We start from the raw sequence: 15,336 nt of genomic DNA, 5'->3' as shown, positions 1-15,336 counted from the left end.
CTCCACGGTTACTCGGCGACGGCTTTCTCGACTTTGCTGGACGCAGACCACACCCGATAGCGAACCTCAATGTCCTTTGGCACATAGAGCACGATCGGCAATTTGCTGTTGTAGCGCAGCATGAAACCGTCACCGACCACCGGCATGAAGTCTAGTTTGCTGGTGCCTTCCGGGCAGGCCATCATCGTGCTCATCGGACCGATGACTTTTTCCAGACGGTAAAACGGGTAACCCCAGCCCTCGAGGTTTTTCTCTTCGAGGATACCGCCCAGGCGTTGTCGATTGCAGTCGACGGCCAGGGTCTTGCCGGCGAGGATTTCGACCTGGAAGTCTTCTTCACGGGGTTGCGGGGCGAGGTGTATGACCTGGCGGGTGAAGCCGCTTTCCGGTTTCGGGAAGGGCGCGACATCTTCGAGTTTTGCCGCGTTGACGATGCTCGACAGCGTCATTGCAATCAGCCCAACGGTGGTGCTGATGGTCGATGAACCCATGATGCCTCCTTGCGTATGTGTGAGGTGAGCGGATACTGGATCGGCTGAGCGCTATTCTCGACGGCGTCAGCGGCCAATGCAAACCTTTCGCCTCAGCGTGCAAATTGCAGGGTTGCCAGCGGCCTTTTTCGCAGTTTGCATGAGTGTTTTTACAAGCCCTTACATTAAGCCCTTGATTTACCGATGAGCTGTGCAGCGAAATTCAAGGCATGTTTTATGCTGTAGATGTTCTCAAGCTGACCGGGATTTCTCATGAGCCAGCGTCGATAGTTGATTTGGCAATCTCACAAAAAGGAGAGGGTCGCCATGTTTCTTTCTGCCTTGGAACTCCGCAACATTATTGAAAGCAGTTTTCTACCGAAACGCTGTCAATGCACGCTGTCGCCGGATTTATCGATGACCGTAAAAGTGTATGCCGATGGTGAAACCGATGAACTCGATCTGTTGAAAACCGGAATCGATGCCCAGCAACTCAATGGCTGTCGGGAAATTAACGAACTGATAGCGGTACTGCGCTCCGATCTTCAGAACCATTACGCAGAGCCCGGGCATAGCCAAGGAATGCGCAAGGCACTTTAAGCGGTTGTTTCAAATTCCACCGACACGCGCCGGGTCTGGAAAAACGCCAGGCCCAGCGCCAGTTCAACTCCGACAGCAAGCAGAATGCCCGGTCCGACGTGGCCATTGAGCCATTCGCCGAAGCCCAAAACTGCCAGCCCCCAGCATCCCACTACAAAGCCATGGGTCAGTGCGTTGCGTGTAGCGGATGGCGCCTCATTGCGGACCAGATAAAACATCACGCCCAGCGCCACGAACAGCACGGCGATACGGCGTGCGATCAATCCTGCCGCCAGCGAATATTCAATATCCCAAGAAGCCAGCAACCAGTCGGGCATCACGCCCCAGGCCAGCGCCAGCAAAAAACACAAAATGGCGGTAAAAATCGACAACGTACGAAACGACAACTGCATGGCGAATCCTTGCGGCAGTGTGGGAGGCGCTAGAGCATAGCGCCTGAATGGCCCCACGAATACCGCAAGGTGCTATTTCAGACTTTTCAGTCAGTTCTGATAACGACAGGCGTCAGAAAGTTTACGGTAGGCGATTTCTGCGGGTTGGCCTGATTGATCGTCGATGTACTTCATATTCGCCGTTACCACTATGCATTCCAGTGTGTCGGGTTCGCTGAGGTCAATCACTTTGCCGACGTGCAGCGGCATGCCGTAGTGATAGGACGGCACATTTGCGGAAGTGGTAGTGTCATCGGCCTGTGCAATGCCGGTTGATGTGGCGCAGACAAGGGCGATTGAAACAAGCAGGGCGCGCGAGTTCATGGGGCGATCTCCAGTGCAGACGCAAGTTTGCTCGACGTGGCGTCGAACCTGCCGCACTGGGCGTCAGAGGACTCTGAGGGCGTGCGGTCCAGTAGAGTGTTGGACTGCGTGATTAAGCATTGGTTAACCCGTCTGAACGCCACCTGTCGTTTAGCCACTACCGTTCGGCGGCAAATACAGTCATTTTTCAGACTAAAGTCGTCTGCAGTCAGAAAAAGCCTTCTGCCATCATTGTCGTTCACCCCGCTTGTTCACTTCAGTCCGGCCCGTTTATTGGATCGGATGAAGGCTATTTCTGGCTGATTGCGCCCTGGCGCAGACGCTGCATTGTTGGAGTTTTTAATGCGTCCCCCTTTTCCGTTCCTCTCCGCGCGCCAGTCACTTGGCTTCGGCGCTTTAGTCCTGTGCGCCGGTTTTACCGGGCTGGCTCAAGCGAGCGGTTTTATCGACGACACCACGGCGAAAATCGAATCCCGTACGGTGTATTTCAACCGCGACTTTCGTGATGGGCACACCTCCACCGAACAGGGCGCTTCGAAACGCGAAGAGTCGGCCCAGGGTTTCATTCTCAATCTGCAATCGGGTTACACCGAAGGCGCGCTGGGTTTCGGTGTCGATGCATTGGGCATGGCGGGGTTCAAGCTCGATTCAAGTCCCGACAGCAGCAACAGCGGGCTGCTGCCATCCAGCGGGAATGACCCGCGCGGTTCGGCGGACGAATACACCAAGCTTGGGCTGACCGCCAAAGTCCGCTTCTCGCAAAGTGTACTGAAGTACGGAGCCTTGCTCCCGGATGTGCCGCTGCTGAAGTACAACGACGGTCGCTTGTTGCCGACCATGTTCAACGGCGCGATGCTCACGTCCAGAGAAGTGAAAGACCTGAACTTCATGGCAGCACGCCTGGACAAATACACCGCCCGGGATTCCACCGATTCCCAGGACATCCGCGTGCACTGCAAGAACAAGCGCTATGCCTGCAACATCACAGCCGATCATTTCGACATGTACGGCTTTGATTACAAGATCAACGAACGGCTGACTGGCCAGTATCACTACGCTGAACTGGAAGATATCTATCGTCAGCACTTCCTCGGTTTGCTGGCCAACCAGCCATTGGGCGGCGGCGTGCTCAAGGCCGATTTGCGCTTGCTCAAGAGTGCCGACAGCGGCGACGCTCGTGCCGGTTCCCTCGACAACCGCGCCTTGAGTGGAATGCTCGCTTACGCCATCAGCGGGCATACGTTCAGCGCCGGTTGGCAGCGCATGAACGGCGACAACTCGATGCCGTACCTGGATGGCAGCAATCCGTATCTGGTCAACTATGTGCAGGTCAACGACTTCGCCGCCGCGCAGGAACGCTCGTGGCAGTTGCGATACGACTATGACTTCAAGGCCATCGGCATCAACGGGCTGAGTTTCCTGACCCGCTATGTGAACGGCGATCACATCAAGGTGCCGGGCAGCGATCAGGAAGGCAAAGAGTGGGAGCGCGACAGCGAGCTCAAATACGTGGTGCAGAGCGGGACATTCAAGGATGTCAGCCTGCGGTTGCGCAATGCGACCTATCGCACCAACTACGAGAAATATGCCCGGGACGTGGATGAGACGCGGTTGATTGTCAGCTACAACTTCTCGATTTTTTAAGGTGGGCCCCTGTAGGAGCTGCCGAAGGCTGCGATCTTTTGATCTTGAGAAGCAAAATCAAAAGATCGCAGCCTTCGGCAGCTCCTACACGTTAGGCGTCAGGTTAACTGATGGCGGTACGGCAAATCCGGCCCTGTTTTGCCGCATGTCAGCGCCGCCGCCTGCACGGCGAACCTGGCCATCCCGTCGATCTGCTCGCGACTCAGTCGCCGCACGCCCTCAATCGAATCCAGTTGTTGCTCGGTCAACCAGGTAATCAACGCAGCCTGGAAGGTATCGCCAGCGCCCACGGTATCAGCGATGTCCACCGGGCAGGCCGGCACCGACCACGAACCGTGAACCCGGCTGAACACCGTCGCACCTTCGCCACCACGGGTCATGAACGCCAGCTGACAACGGTGTTGCAACCAGCCCTCAATCACCCGCGCTGGATCTTGCTCGGGATACAACAAACTCAAATCTTCATCGCTGACCTTGATCAGATCGGCATGCTCGACCAGCGTCGCCACCCGCGAACGCCACAGCTCAATGTTCGGTTGCGGATTGAGCCGCACGTTCGGATCAAGGCTGATCAGACGAGTGCCGCTTTCCCGGCGCACCAATTCCAGCAGCGTGTCGGCAATCGGCTGCACCACCAGCGAGAACGAACCGATGTGCAAACCGCGCACTTCAGGTCCCAGTTCCGGCAGATGTTCGGGTTTGAGTTGTCGATCCGCGCAGCCTTCACCCCGGAAACTGTAGTGCGGCGAGCCATTGGCGCCGACCGCAACCATTGCCAGGGTGGTGGGGGCGGCAAAGTCCACCAGATACTCCGTCCGTACACCTTCCTCTTGCAGCACTTGCAGCAAGCGTCGGCCGAGGTAGTCGGTCGAGAGTCCGGCAAACAGCGCCGCGTCCACGCCCAAACGGCGCAAACCCAGCGCAACGTTGAACGGCGAGCCACCGGCAATTGCCTTGAAGTTCACTTTTGAAGCCAGGCCGCTGACATCGTCTTCACTGAAGAAATCGAACAGCGCTTCGCCACACACCAGATACATAGTTGATCGCTCTTTAAAGGGTTGCGACATGCTGTTGATAGCGTTCGTAGGCCAACCGCGTGGCCGCCACGTTTTCTGCAATCGGCAAGGTTTCACAGGCCGGGTCCAGCTTTACGCAACGCTCGCACAGTTGCGCCAGACTGTCCTCATGCCCGTTTGCCCAGGACTTGCACCACGCTGCCTGAATCGCCGCGCCAAGGGCAGCGGCTTCGCTTTGCTCGGGGCAGACGACTTTCATGTTCATGGTATCGGCGACGATCTGTCGCCACACCGGGCTCTTCGAGCCACCACCGATCAGGCAGATGCTGCGGCTTTGTAAGCCATTGTGGTGCAGCAGGTCCAGCCCGAAACGCAAACCGAAGGTTGTGCCTTCGACCACGGCGCGGCACAGATTGGCCCGGGTCAGGTTGCTCATGGTCAGGCCCGACACGCTGCCGGTGGCGTGGGGCAGGGCGGGGACACGTTCACCGTTGAGGAATGGCAGCATGCTCACGCCTTCCGCGCCGATCGGGGCCTGGGCGACGAGGGCGTTGAAACACTCGATATCCAGGTCGAACAATTCGCGAATCATCCCCGTGGCATTGGTCAGGTTCATGGTGCAGATCAACGGCAACCAGCCGCCGCTGGAGGAACAGAACGTAGCGACCGCGGCGTCCGCGCTGACCTTCGGCTGCTCGGAGTAGGCGTACACCGTGCCGGACGATCCGAGGCTCATGGTGATTGCGCCCGGTTTGATGTTGCCGGTGCCGATGGCACCCATCATGTTGTCGCCACCACCGCTGGACACCAGCGCGCAGGGATTGATGCCCAGGTGTTCGGCGATGCCCGGCAGCAACGTGCCGACGGCCTGATGGGAATTGATCAGCTCCGGCAACGCCGCTTGCAGGCGCCCGCTGGGATCGATGTCACGCAGCAACTGCAAGTCCCATTGGCGGGTGCGCACGTTGAAATAGCCAGTGCCGGAAGCATCGCCGTATTCGCTGCAGCATCGACCGGTGAGCCAGAAGTTCAAGTAATCGTGGGGCAGCAGGATGCGCGCGATTCGGGCAAATACGTCGGGGTGCTGTTCCTGGGTCCACAGCAGTTTTGAAACCGTGTAGCCCGGCGCAATGACCACGCCTAGGCGTTCCAGCGAGCCTTTTTCGCCGCCCAGGTGTTTGAGCAGTCGATCGTTTTCCGCTGTGGTTTCGGTGTCGCACCAGAGCTTGGCCGGGCGCAGCACCTGGCCTTGATCGTCGAGCAGCACCAAGCCATGTTGCTGGCCTGAGACGCCAATGCCGAGGATGTCCTGGCCATCGACATTGGCTGCCACTAGCGCTCGACGGGTGGCGAGCGTGAATGCGTCCAGCCACTGCGCGGTGTCTTGTTCACGACGACCGTTGGTGCCGCTGATCTGCTTGTGCGCGGCGGCACCTTGCCCAAGGACGTCGCCGCTAACAGCATCGAGGATGACGGCTTTGGTGCCTTGGGTGCCGCAGTCAATGCCGAGGAAGAGTTGTGGGTTTGCCATGGCAGGTCCTTGATGTGTCAGGTGGATCTTGGTTGGGCAATCGCGAGCAAGCTTGCTCCTACAGGTTTTGTGTCGTTCATTGAAAGCTGGATCGACGCTCAAACTGTAGGAGCAAGCTTGCTCGCGATAACGGCAGTCAATTCACCGCAGTGTTCAGGCCAACACCCGCTCCAGCGTCCGTGTCACCCCAACCTCGCGCAAACTGTTGCAACACCACTCAAACGCCGCGACGAATTCCGGCGAGTGAGGAATCGTCGTGCCGAAAATCTCCTCAACCGCCAGCAATCGCTGGGTAATCAACACATCGTCCGCCACCAACGCCTGACAAAACGCCGCCCTAGGGTCCGGTATGGCGTAGGTATCGCCATTCTCATCCACCCCCTTCAAGTACCAGGCCCAAGCCGCCACCACCAGCGCCGCACGCTTGGTCTCTCGGCCATCGGCAATTAAGCGATTGATGGTCGGCACGGTGAATTTCGGAAACTTCGACGAACCGTCCGTACACACTCGCTCCAGTTGATCGGCAATCGCCTGGTTGGAGAAGCGCGCCACCAGCGTGTTTTTGTATTCGGTCAGGTCTATCCCCGGCACCGGCGACAGTTGCGGCGTCACGTCCTGGTCCATGTAAGCCCGCATGTAGCGCACGAACAGCGGGTCGTTCATGGTCTCGTGGACGAAACGATATCCCTTGAGGAAACCGAGATAAGTCAGGGCCAGGTGACTGCCGTTGAGCAACTTGATCTTCATTTCTTCGTACGGCGTGACGTCATCGGTGAACTGCACGCCGACCTTTTCCCAGGCCGGGCGGCCGTTGACGAATTTGTCTTCCAGCACCCACTGCACAAAGGGCTCGCAGACCACTGGCCAGGCGTCGTCCACGGCGTGTTTGTCGGCCAGTTGCAGACGATGTTCAGTGCTGGTCATTGGCGTGATGCGGTCGACCATCGCGTTGGGGAAACTTACGTTTTGTTCGATCCAGTCCCGCAGGTTGGCATCGCGCAGGGCGGCGAAGGCTAGTAGCGCTTTACGGGTGACTGCGCCGTTGTGCGGCAGGTTATCGCAGGACATCAAGGTGAACGCCGGCGTGCCGGTCCCGCGACGTTTGGCCAGGGCGGCACAGAGGAAACCGAATACGGTTTTCGGTGCGTTGGGGTTCGCCAGGTCGTGCTGGATCTGTGGCAGGTGGGCCATGAACTCGCCGTTGCTGTCGTCGATGCAGTAGCCGCCTTCGGTGATGGTCAGCGAGACGATGCGGATCTCGGGGCTGGCGAGTTTGTCGATCAGCACCAGGGCATCGTCTTCGGCCAGCAGCATGTCGCGGATGGCGCCGATGACTCGGACTTCGCTGTCGTCGGTATCTCCGAGTTCGAACAGGGTGAACAGGTAGTCCTGTTCTTTCAGGTCGTCCCGGGCGCGTCGGTCTTCGGCACGCAGGCCGACGCCGCAGATGGCCCAGTCCAGGCCTTCGCCGGTGTTCATCAACGCATCGGTGTAATACGCCTGATGGGCACGGTGGAAACCGCCGACGCCGATGTGCGCAATGCCTTGGCGGGTGTCGCTCAGGGCGTAGGCGGGCAGGACCACCTCGGGCGCGAGGCGGTGCAGATTCTGTTGATTGAGTTTCATCGCAGGCTCTCTGAATCAGGCAGCGACGCGCAACGGGCGGGTCAGCGCCACGCCGTCGGCATCGAATAAATGGCAGTGGTTGGCGTCCAGGTGCAGGCCCAAGGTTTCGCCGTAGCGGCTGGCCAGGTCGCCGCGAACCCGCAGGGTCAACGCTTCGCCGGACGAGGTCCGCACGTGGCAGAAGGTGTCGCTTCCCAGGCGTTCGCTGACATCGGCGGTGACTTGCAAGGTGCAGTCGCCCGGTTTCGCCAGTTCGAGGTGTTCCGGGCGAATGCCCAAAGTGACCGCGCCGCCAACGCTGAGGTTGGCGCCGCTCAGCGGCAGGCTGATGCGGGTGCCGGCGTCCAGTTGTACTTCGCAGCCCTGGTTGTCGACACGGCTGACTTTACCTTTGAGGAAACCCATTTTCGGTGTGCCGAGAAAACCGGCGACGAACAGATTGGCCGGTTGGTGATACAGGTCCAGCGGTGAGCCGACCTGCTCGATTTTACCGCCGTTGAGCACCACCACCTTGTCGGCCATGGTCATGGCTTCCACCTGGTCGTGGGTCACATAAATCATGGTGGCTTGCAGCTCTTTGTGCAGGCGCAACAGCTCAAGACGCATCTGCACCCGTAGTGCCGCGTCGAGGTTGGACAGAGGCTCGTCGAACAGGAAGATTTTTGGGTTGCGCACAATCGCCCGGCCAATCGCAACCCGCTGACGTTGCCCGCCGGACAATTGCTTCGGCTTGCGCTCCAGCATCGGCCCCAGCTCAAGAATGCGCGCCGCTTCGCTGACTTTTTTCCCGACTTCAGCCTTCGATACGCCCGCCAGATCGAGGGCAAACGACATGTTTTTGCGCACGCTCATGTGCGGGTACAAGGCGTAGGTTTGGAACACCATCGCCAGATCACGTTTGGCCGGGCTGACTTCGGTGATGTCGCGGCCGTCGAGTTCGATGGTGCCGCCGCTGACTTCTTCCAGACCGGCGATCAGACGCAGCAGGGTGGATTTGCCGCAGCCGGACGGGCCGACGAAGACCACGAATTCCTTGTCGCTCACTTCCAGGTCGATGCCCTTGATGATGGAAAAGCCTTCGAAGCCTTTTTGCAGATTCTTGATTTTCAGGTTGGCCATGGTGATGGGCCTCCGGGTGTTGTTATTCGATTGAGCCCCGATGGGCTTTTGTAGGCGCCGGCTTGCTGGCGATGAGGCCCTTGAAATTCGCATCGCACTTGCGGCCGTCATCGCCAGCAAGCCGGCTCCTACAGGGGATCGTGTTGTGATCTTTATTTCACGGCGCCGAAGGACAGGCCGCGCACCAGTTGTTTCTGGCTGATCCAGCCGAAGATCAGGATCGGCGCGCAAGCCAGGGTCGATACGGCGGACAACTTGGCCCAGAACAACCCTTCGGGACTCGAATACGAGGCGATCAGCGCGGTCAGTGGCGCGGCGTTGGATGAGGTCAGGTTCAACGACCAGAAGGCTTCGTTCCAGCACAGGATCAGCGACAACAGCACCGTGGACGCCAGACCACCCTTGGCGATGGGCAGCAGCACCCGGACCATTTCCTGCCACAGGGTGGCACCGTCCAGCCGCGCGGCTTCGAGGATGTCTTTCGGAATGTCCTTGAAGTAGGTGTAAATCATCCAGACCACGATCGGCAGGTTGATCAGCGTGTAGATCACGATCAGAGCGATGCGCGTGTCGAGCAGGCCGAAACTCTTGGCCAGCAGATAGATCGGCATCAGTACGCCTACTGGCGGCAGCATTTTGGTGGAGAGCATCCACAGCAATGTGCCCTTGGTACGCTGGGTTTCGTAGAACGCCATCGAGTAAGCCGCTGGCACCGCGATCAACAGGCACAGGGCCGTCGCGCTGAAGGAAATCACCACCGAGTTCCAGGCGAAACTGAAGTAATCGCTGCGCTCGTTGATGTGCAGGTAGTTCTCCAGCGTCGGTGTGAAGATGAACTGCGGCGGTGTGGCGAAGGCATCGATTTCGGTTTTGAAACTGGTCAGCACCATCCAGAAAATCGGGAAGAAAATCAGGATCGCAACGGCCCAGGCCAAGGTGCCGAGCAGCAGGCTTTGCAGGCGACGGGATTGTTGAAGAGTCATGGCAGGCCTCAGGCTTTGTCTGTCAGGTTTTTGCCGATCATCCGCACCAGCACGATGGCCGCGACGTTGGCAATCACCACCGCGATCAAGCCGCCCGCGGATGCCATGCCGACGTCGAACTGCACCAGCGCCTGGTTGTAGATCAGGTAGGCGAGGTTGGTCGAGGCGTAGCCGGGGCCGCCGTTAGTGGTGGTAAAGATTTCGGCGAACACCGAGAGCAGGAAGATGGTTTCGATCATCACCACCACCGCAATCGGCCGTGCCAGGTGAGGCAGGGTCAAGTGCCAGAAGATTGCGATGGGCCCGGCGCCGTCGAGGCGTGCGGCTTCTTTCTGTTCCTGGTCGAGGGACTGCATGGCGGTCATCAGGATCAGGATCGCGAAGGGCAGCCATTGCCACGAGACAATGATGATGATCGACAGCAGCGGGTAGTGCGCCAGCCAGTCCACCGGTTGCGCGCCGAACAGTTTCCAGACGTAGGCGAGTATCCCCGACACCGGATGGAAAATCAGGTTCTTCCAGATCAGCGCCCCGACCGTGGGCATGATGAAGAACGGCGAGATCAGCATGACCCGGACGATGCCGCGCCCGAGAAAATCGCTGGCTTCAAGCAAGGCGCTGATCAACACGCCGAACACCACACTGATCAGCAGCACACTGCCTACCAGCAACAGGGTGTTGGTGGCGCCGGGCATGAACCCGGAATCCGTGAGGAAGTAGGTAAAGTTCTCCAGCCCGACGAACTCGTTTTCGCCGGGATTGAGCAGGTTGTAGCGAATCAGTGAAAAGTAAACGGTCATGCCCAGCGGCACGATCATCCACAGCAGCAACAATGCCACCGAAGGACTGACCAGAAACCAGCCAGGGTTGCTCAACCGGCTTTTACGCAGCGGTTGAGGGATTTCCATGTGAGCTTTGGCGGTTGAAGTATTCATGGTGATCACTTGCTCGTTGTCCGGCGAGTTCTCTGTGGCGAGGGAGCAAGCTCCCTCGCCACATGAAGGATGTTGCGGTGGTTATTTGGGATAACCGGCGCGCTTCATCTCGCGTTCGGTGGTTTGCTGCGCCGCTGTCAGCGCCTGGTCGACGGTGGTCTGGCCGATCAGCGCCGCCGAGAACGATTTGCCGACCTGGGTGCCGATGCCCTGGAATTCCGGAATGGTCACCAATTGAATACCGATGTAAGGCACCGGTTTCAGCGTTGGCTTGCTCGGGTCAGCCGCCTTGAGCGATTCGAGCGTGACTTTGGCGAACGGCGCGGCGCTCATGTAGGCCTCGCTGTAAGTAGAGGCGCGAGTACCTGGCGGCACGTTGGCAATGCCGTCTTTTTCCGCGACCAGCGCACCGTACTCCCTGGAAGTCGCCCAGGCGCTGAAGGTTTTCGCCGCGTCCTTGGCCTTGGAACTGGTCGGAATGGCGAGGGCCCAGGAATACAACCAGGCCGAGCCTTTGTCAGTGGTCTCATGCGGCGCATAGGTAAAGCCGACGTGATCGCTGACTTTGCTCTGGGTCTTATCGGTAACGAACGAGCCGGCAACGCTGGCATCGACCCAAATCGCGCATTTGCCGCTGTTGAACAGCGCCAGGTTTTCGTTGAAACCGTTGCTCGAAGCGCCCGGCGGACCGGATTTCTTCATGGTGTCGACGTAGAAATTCAGCGCGTTTTTCCACTCAGGGCCGGTGAATTCCGGCTGCCATTTCTCATCGAACCACCGTGCGCCGAAAGCGTTGGCTACGGTGGTGATCAGCGCCATGTTCTCGCCCCAGCCGGCCTTGCCGCGCAGGCAGGTGCCGTACTGTTCTTTGTCCTTGTTGGTGAGTTTGCCGGCGAACTCGGCTATCTGCGTCCAGGTCGGGCGCTCGGGCATGGTCAGGCCGGCGTCCTTGAACAGGTCGGTGCGGTAATAAGTGATCGAGCTTTCGGCGTAGAACGGCAGGGCGTACAGCGAACCCTTTACTGACAGGCCTTCGCGCACCGACGGGAACACGTCGTCGAGGGCGTAGCTGGCCGGCAAGTCCTTCATCGGCTCCAGCCAACCTTTTGCGCCCCACAGTGCCGCTTCGTACATGCCGATGGTCAACACGTCGAACTGTCCGCCCTGAGTGGCGATGTCGGTGGTCAGGCGCTGACGCAGGACGTTTTCTTCGAGCACCACCCAATTGAGCCTGATGTCCGGATGCTCGGCCTCGAAGGTTTTCGAGAGCTTCTGCATGCGAATCATGTCGCTGTTGTTGACGGTGGCGATGGTCAGGGTCTGGGCGCCAAGGCTGACGCTACTGAGGGTCATGCAGGTGAGGGCAAGCAGAGCTTTTACAGAAGGTTGCATCGTGCACTCCTTTTCTGCACCCGGTGGGTTACAGAAGGACAGTTATTGTTTTTGTGTCTTCCGAAGGCGGGAAGAATGTGCGCTGATTACAGCCTTCAATTGAGGGCGAGACAAATCATCCATCGCACTTGGATTGATACTTTTTTGCACTGGACTTTAGGGCGGTGGACGCAGGGAAGGGCATTTCGGCGGTGAAGTGATATCGAATCAGTACAGGATTCAGGCCGCTAAAAGCAAAAGATCGCAGCCTTCGGCAGCTCCTACAGAGGCGCGCGGACACCTGTAGGAGCTGCCGAAGGCTGCGATCTTTTGATCTTTACGTTACCCGTGATTTTGCTCAGTCAACCGCTGCACCACCAACCGCCGATAGTGCGACGGCGTCATGCCCTTCAGTTGCTGAAAGCGCCGATTGAAATTGGAAATATTGTTGAATCCGGATTCAAAGCACACATCAGTCACCGGTTTGTCGCCATCAGCCAACAACTCGCAGGACTTGCTGATACGCAGGCGATTGACGAACTCGATGAAATTGCGCCCGGTCGCTTGCTTGAATACCCTGCTGAAATAAGTCGGCTTCATGCCCAGATGCTCGGCGACTTCCTCCAGCGGCAACTCGCGGGCGTAGTGGGTGAAGATGTAATCCACAGCGCGGTTGGTGCGGTCGATGTTGTGCTCGTCGGCCAACTGCGGCGTGGTGGCGCCGGACAGCAACTGAAAATCGTCAGAAGCCGCCAGCAACTCCAGCAAAATGAAAAAATGCCCAAGGCGAGTCACGCCCTGGGTGTCGGCGATGCACTGCATCAAGTCCATCGCCTGGCGAATGGTGTGTTTGCAACGAAACTCGATGCCGTACTGCGCACGTTCCAGCAGCGGTGCGAGGGTCTTGAGTTCGGTGAACACCTGGTAACCGCTGTCGAACAGTTCGTCGGTGAAGTTGACCAGCATGTCGCGCTTGGGCACCACTTCATCTTCGGCTACCTGGCTGATCCAGTTGTGGGGCAGGTTGGGGCCGGTGAGGAACAGGCTTTGCGGATAGAAGTTGCCGATGTAGTCGCCAATGAACACCTTGCCGGAACTGGCGACGATCAGGTGCAGCTCGTATTCCTTGTGAAAATGCCAACGTACCAAAGGGCAAGGAAAGCCATGCTGACGATAGATGATGGACAACCCGTTGTGGTCGTCCATCAATTCGTAGGAAGGGTCGGTGACTCTGGCGGATCGGGACATGTCGGGGCGCTTTTGTTGTTATTGCCTGATGATCATGCCTCTTTCAACGTTGCCAATACCAGTTCGCAGTGACCTGAAAAGCTAGAATCCGGCTGGCGGTTCATGCAGGGCGCTGCCGTAAACGGCTTTCAAGCTGCTGGCAATCCAGCAATACCGGACGATCTCGGAGTCTTCAATAAAATCGGTACTGATGATGCTGCAGCGAGTTACCCAGCCACGGGTTGTACCGAACCAGTGGTTGATGCGATGTTTTATGTTTCCCGGCCCGCCCAGCAATGAATAAGTGGTCGCCGACAGCGACCAAAGAAAAGACTCGTAGGGTGCATGCTCCAGCGTCTTGGCGATGTGGCGTTGAAGTTCGGCCGAGTCAGTGAAGGTGCTGTCGTGCCACTTGTGCGGTATGCGGGGCCAAAAATAGTTATCGTCCAGACCTGGTGTGTGCGCCGCGGCCATAACGATGCGGCGATGCGGGCTGGATCGCTTGAGTTCTCCCACCGTCTTCACGGCGTCGTAGGGATGGACGACGCGCAGCCCGAGACGGCGCACCAGTCGATCACTGAGCTTTTTATGATCGAAGAATTCATCGCCATTGCCCAATTGATGAAAGTCCAGCACGAGGAATTCGTCCGGGTTTCGATCAAGAAACACCAACACCGCGTCGATCAACTCCTCCAGCACACGCTCTGAGCGAAAGCCATTGTGATGAAAGTAAAAGACCGGTTCCGGACCTTGCGTATAACCGAGCCGGATATCAAAAGCCCGCGCGCCGTTGGTAAGTTGCCAGGCAAATGAATCGTTCTGACAGCTTGTCCAGTGGCCGAGCACTGCATCCTGACTGGGGGCTTTTTTGTCCATGCCGGCATTATGCGTACAGGGCCAGACGATATCGGTCAGCTTCAACTGATCGATATCCAGCACGTTGCTCATCCATTTCTGCTTGTCGAAGGTGATTGTAGATCCGTGGGTCATGACAGTTCCTTGTCGTTGATCTCATCCCATCCGTGAGGTGAGGAAGTCCATGTGACGGATGTGGAGGGTGTCCACATCCGTAGTATTCGCCTCAGAACAAGACTTTCATGATCCAGCATAGAAGTGCGTGGCGGTATTGCCAGTCATGGAAATATTTCCACAAATATAGCTAATTAATGGCTTGGTGTTACTGGGTATTTTTTTCCGGCTTTTATCAGGTTTGCTACTCGGCAGTAAGAAACGATTTTTGAGTGGTTTATGAAGTCGAAGTTGATAATGTTGCACTTTGTTGCCCAGTCACTTTTTTCTGTATCAAACCAGGAATCGAGATGATCTCGAATTTCTTCAGGGCCAAACGCGTCATAACAGGTTGCGGAAAGCGACCAAAACTCCCCTTGGACGGGCGGTTTTTTCATGACTTCGGCAATGTATTTGTTCAGTTCAACAGGGTTGACAAAGGTTTCGCCAATCCATTTATGCTCGATTTTTTCGCAGAACCAGTTGTAGTCCAAGTCTCTTTGCCGCGGAGCAGCTACCAACACCCGCTGTAATGGACTGATTTGTTTGAGTTTGGCCAGACTCAAATGGCGGTTTGCGGTTGGGATCATTTGCTCGCGAAGATGCTCCCGCATCATGGCGTTGAAGTATTTGAATCAAACGCCTCCTTCCCGTCATTCAATTTATGAAAGGCAAGCACTATGAATTCATTATTGCTTTTTACAAGAAAATCCTTGATGTCGCTTACAAGGTCTCCGAGAGTTCGCGAAGATAAATGGTTGTTGTGGTGGAAGCGAAATCTTGCCAGTCCTACTGCGTCAGCGTCGTAAAACAATCTGACGTCCAGCGCTCTTGATCCACGGCTAAGTTGGGAGAAAAACGGGACGTCCTGACAGATTACATACTTGCGGGGAGGTGCAAGCGCGTAGGATGCTTCCTTGTCACAACCCGCATTGTGGGTGCCTGGAAGTGTCATCTCGCCGAGGGATAGAGTGTCAATGTCTGGGGTGGCTTTCATCCATTCGTAAGTATTGAAGTTGCTCATTAATGCATCCTTGCATCGAATTAATAA

General features: G+C 57.4%; 16 protein-coding genes. 2 read left to right on the top strand and 14 right to left on the bottom strand.

The features are described 5' to 3' along the window. Positions 1–8: 8 nt before the first annotated feature. Positions 9–491 carry a serine protease inhibitor ecotin gene (gene eco / locus NL64_RS02505; protein WP_034146576.1) on the bottom strand — a complete coding sequence of 161 codons (483 nt, stop codon included), beginning with the start codon at positions 489–491 and terminating at the stop codon, positions 9–11. A 306-nt stretch (positions 492–797) separates the two neighbouring features. Here eco and NL64_RS02500 point away from each other — a divergent pair, with 306 nt between their 5' ends. Further along, positions 798–1,070 (top strand): DUF1652 domain-containing protein, encoded by a 273-nt coding sequence (locus tag NL64_RS02500; protein WP_034146575.1) that lies wholly within the window; start codon positions 798–800, stop codon positions 1,068–1,070. Here the strand turns inward: NL64_RS02500 and NL64_RS02495 are convergent. Together NL64_RS02495 and NL64_RS02490 are read right to left on the bottom strand one after the other, a co-directional pair. After that, the gene (locus NL64_RS02495) at positions 1,067–1,462 is read right to left on the bottom strand and encodes a hypothetical protein (RefSeq protein ID WP_034146574.1); all 396 of its coding nucleotides are present in this window, start codon (positions 1,460–1,462) and stop codon (positions 1,067–1,069) included. The genes NL64_RS02500 and NL64_RS02495 overlap by 4 nt on opposite strands. Positions 1,463–1,552: 90 nt before the next feature. Further along, positions 1,553–1,825: a DUF2790 domain-containing protein gene (locus NL64_RS02490; RefSeq protein WP_034146573.1), complete on the bottom strand. Its 273-nt coding sequence runs from the start codon at positions 1,823–1,825 to the stop codon at positions 1,553–1,555. A 342-nt stretch (positions 1,826–2,167) separates the two neighbouring features. Here NL64_RS02490 and NL64_RS02485 point away from each other — a divergent pair, with 342 nt between their 5' ends. Then, positions 2,168–3,469: an OprD family porin gene (locus NL64_RS02485; protein ID WP_034146572.1), complete on the top strand. Its 1,302-nt coding sequence runs from the start codon at positions 2,168–2,170 to the stop codon at positions 3,467–3,469. A 98-nt stretch (positions 3,470–3,567) separates the two neighbouring features. On the opposite strand, the gene NL64_RS02480 is transcribed toward NL64_RS02485, so the two are convergent. From NL64_RS02480 to NL64_RS30945, 11 genes are all read right to left on the bottom strand, one after another. Beyond that, entirely contained in the window at positions 3,568–4,506 is a 939-nt protein-coding gene (locus tag NL64_RS02480) for a carbohydrate kinase family protein (protein ID WP_034146571.1), read from the bottom strand. Between the two features lie 13 nt (positions 4,507–4,519). Further along, positions 4,520–6,016 carry a xylulokinase gene (xylB, locus tag NL64_RS02475; RefSeq protein ID WP_034146570.1) on the bottom strand — a complete coding sequence of 499 codons (1,497 nt, stop codon included), beginning with the start codon at positions 6,014–6,016 and terminating at the stop codon, positions 4,520–4,522. A 153-nt stretch (positions 6,017–6,169) separates the two neighbouring features. Continuing rightward, entirely contained in the window at positions 6,170–7,642 is a 1,473-nt protein-coding gene (locus tag NL64_RS02470; RefSeq protein ID WP_034146569.1) for a mannitol dehydrogenase family protein, read from the bottom strand. A gap of 15 nt (positions 7,643–7,657) precedes the next feature. After that, positions 7,658–8,761 (bottom strand): ABC transporter ATP-binding protein, encoded by a 1,104-nt coding sequence (locus NL64_RS02465; RefSeq protein ID WP_034146568.1) that lies wholly within the window; start codon positions 8,759–8,761, stop codon positions 7,658–7,660. Positions 8,762–8,913: 152 nt separating this feature from the next. After that, complete coding sequence (locus NL64_RS02460) at positions 8,914–9,744, bottom strand: carbohydrate ABC transporter permease (RefSeq protein ID WP_034146567.1); 831 nt, start codon at positions 9,742–9,744, stop codon at positions 8,914–8,916. Between the two features lie 8 nt (positions 9,745–9,752). After that, positions 9,753–10,652 carry a carbohydrate ABC transporter permease gene (locus NL64_RS02455; protein WP_253277053.1) on the bottom strand — a complete coding sequence of 300 codons (900 nt, stop codon included), beginning with the start codon at positions 10,650–10,652 and terminating at the stop codon, positions 9,753–9,755. Positions 10,653–10,760: 108 nt separating this feature from the next. Next, positions 10,761–12,071 carry an ABC transporter substrate-binding protein gene (locus NL64_RS02450; protein ID WP_034146565.1) on the bottom strand — a complete coding sequence of 437 codons (1,311 nt, stop codon included), beginning with the start codon at positions 12,069–12,071 and terminating at the stop codon, positions 10,761–10,763. Between the two features lie 321 nt (positions 12,072–12,392). After that, positions 12,393–13,298: an AraC family transcriptional regulator gene (locus NL64_RS02445; protein ID WP_034146564.1), complete on the bottom strand. Its 906-nt coding sequence runs from the start codon at positions 13,296–13,298 to the stop codon at positions 12,393–12,395. A gap of 81 nt (positions 13,299–13,379) precedes the next feature. After that, on the bottom strand, positions 13,380–14,267 hold the full coding sequence (locus NL64_RS02440) for a phospholipase (protein ID WP_034146563.1): 888 nt from the start codon (positions 14,265–14,267) through the stop codon (positions 13,380–13,382). 173 nt (positions 14,268–14,440) lie between these two features. Continuing rightward, positions 14,441–14,875 (bottom strand): hypothetical protein, encoded by a 435-nt coding sequence (locus NL64_RS30950; RefSeq protein ID WP_367379611.1) that lies wholly within the window; start codon positions 14,873–14,875, stop codon positions 14,441–14,443. Between the two features lie 23 nt (positions 14,876–14,898). Beyond that, a complete protein-coding gene (locus NL64_RS30945) occupies positions 14,899–15,309 on the bottom strand; it encodes a hypothetical protein (RefSeq protein ID WP_367379610.1) in 411 nt (136 codons plus the stop codon). Positions 15,310–15,336 lie beyond the last annotated feature (27 nt).

The organism is Pseudomonas fluorescens, assembly GCF_000802965.1.
In the GTDB taxonomy this organism is placed as follows: domain Bacteria; phylum Pseudomonadota; class Gammaproteobacteria; order Pseudomonadales; family Pseudomonadaceae; genus Aquipseudomonas; species Aquipseudomonas fluorescens_A.
The sequence above is the reverse complement of the archived record's forward strand: the minus strand, read 5'-3'. Positions and strand labels throughout refer to the sequence as shown.

Bases quoted from the DNA above. Each gene is read 5' to 3' on its own strand.
- NL64_RS02455 (WP_253277053.1), bottom strand. From the start codon at position 10,652: ATGGAAATCCCTCAACCGCTGCGTAAAAGCCGGTTGAGCAACCCTGGC.
- NL64_RS02480 (WP_034146571.1), bottom strand. From the start codon at position 4,506: ATGTATCTGGTGTGTGGCGAAGCGCTGTTCGATTTCTTCAGTGAAGAC.
- NL64_RS02470 (WP_034146569.1), bottom strand. From the start codon at position 7,642: ATGAAACTCAATCAACAGAATCTGCACCGCCTCGCGCCCGAGGTGGTC.
- NL64_RS02485 (WP_034146572.1), top strand. From the start codon at position 2,168: ATGCGTCCCCCTTTTCCGTTCCTCTCCGCGCGCCAGTCACTTGGCTTC.
- NL64_RS02490 (WP_034146573.1), bottom strand. From the start codon at position 1,825: ATGAACTCGCGCGCCCTGCTTGTTTCAATCGCCCTTGTCTGCGCCACA.
- NL64_RS30945 (WP_367379610.1), bottom strand. From the start codon at position 15,309: ATGAGCAACTTCAATACTTACGAATGGATGAAAGCCACCCCAGACATT.
- NL64_RS02450 (WP_034146565.1), bottom strand. From the start codon at position 12,071: ATGCAACCTTCTGTAAAAGCTCTGCTTGCCCTCACCTGCATGACCCTC.
- NL64_RS02445 (WP_034146564.1), bottom strand. From the start codon at position 13,298: ATGTCCCGATCCGCCAGAGTCACCGACCCTTCCTACGAATTGATGGAC.
- NL64_RS02440 (WP_034146563.1), bottom strand. From the start codon at position 14,267: ATGACCCACGGATCTACAATCACCTTCGACAAGCAGAAATGGATGAGC.
- NL64_RS30950 (WP_367379611.1), bottom strand. From the start codon at position 14,875: ATGATCCCAACCGCAAACCGCCATTTGAGTCTGGCCAAACTCAAACAA.
- eco (WP_034146576.1), bottom strand. From the start codon at position 491: ATGGGTTCATCGACCATCAGCACCACCGTTGGGCTGATTGCAATGACG.
- xylB (WP_034146570.1), bottom strand. From the start codon at position 6,016: ATGGCAAACCCACAACTCTTCCTCGGCATTGACTGCGGCACCCAAGGC.
- NL64_RS02500 (WP_034146575.1), top strand. From the start codon at position 798: ATGTTTCTTTCTGCCTTGGAACTCCGCAACATTATTGAAAGCAGTTTT.
- NL64_RS02465 (WP_034146568.1), bottom strand. From the start codon at position 8,761: ATGGCCAACCTGAAAATCAAGAATCTGCAAAAAGGCTTCGAAGGCTTT.
- NL64_RS02495 (WP_034146574.1), bottom strand. From the start codon at position 1,462: ATGCAGTTGTCGTTTCGTACGTTGTCGATTTTTACCGCCATTTTGTGT.
- NL64_RS02460 (WP_034146567.1), bottom strand. From the start codon at position 9,744: ATGACTCTTCAACAATCCCGTCGCCTGCAAAGCCTGCTGCTCGGCACC.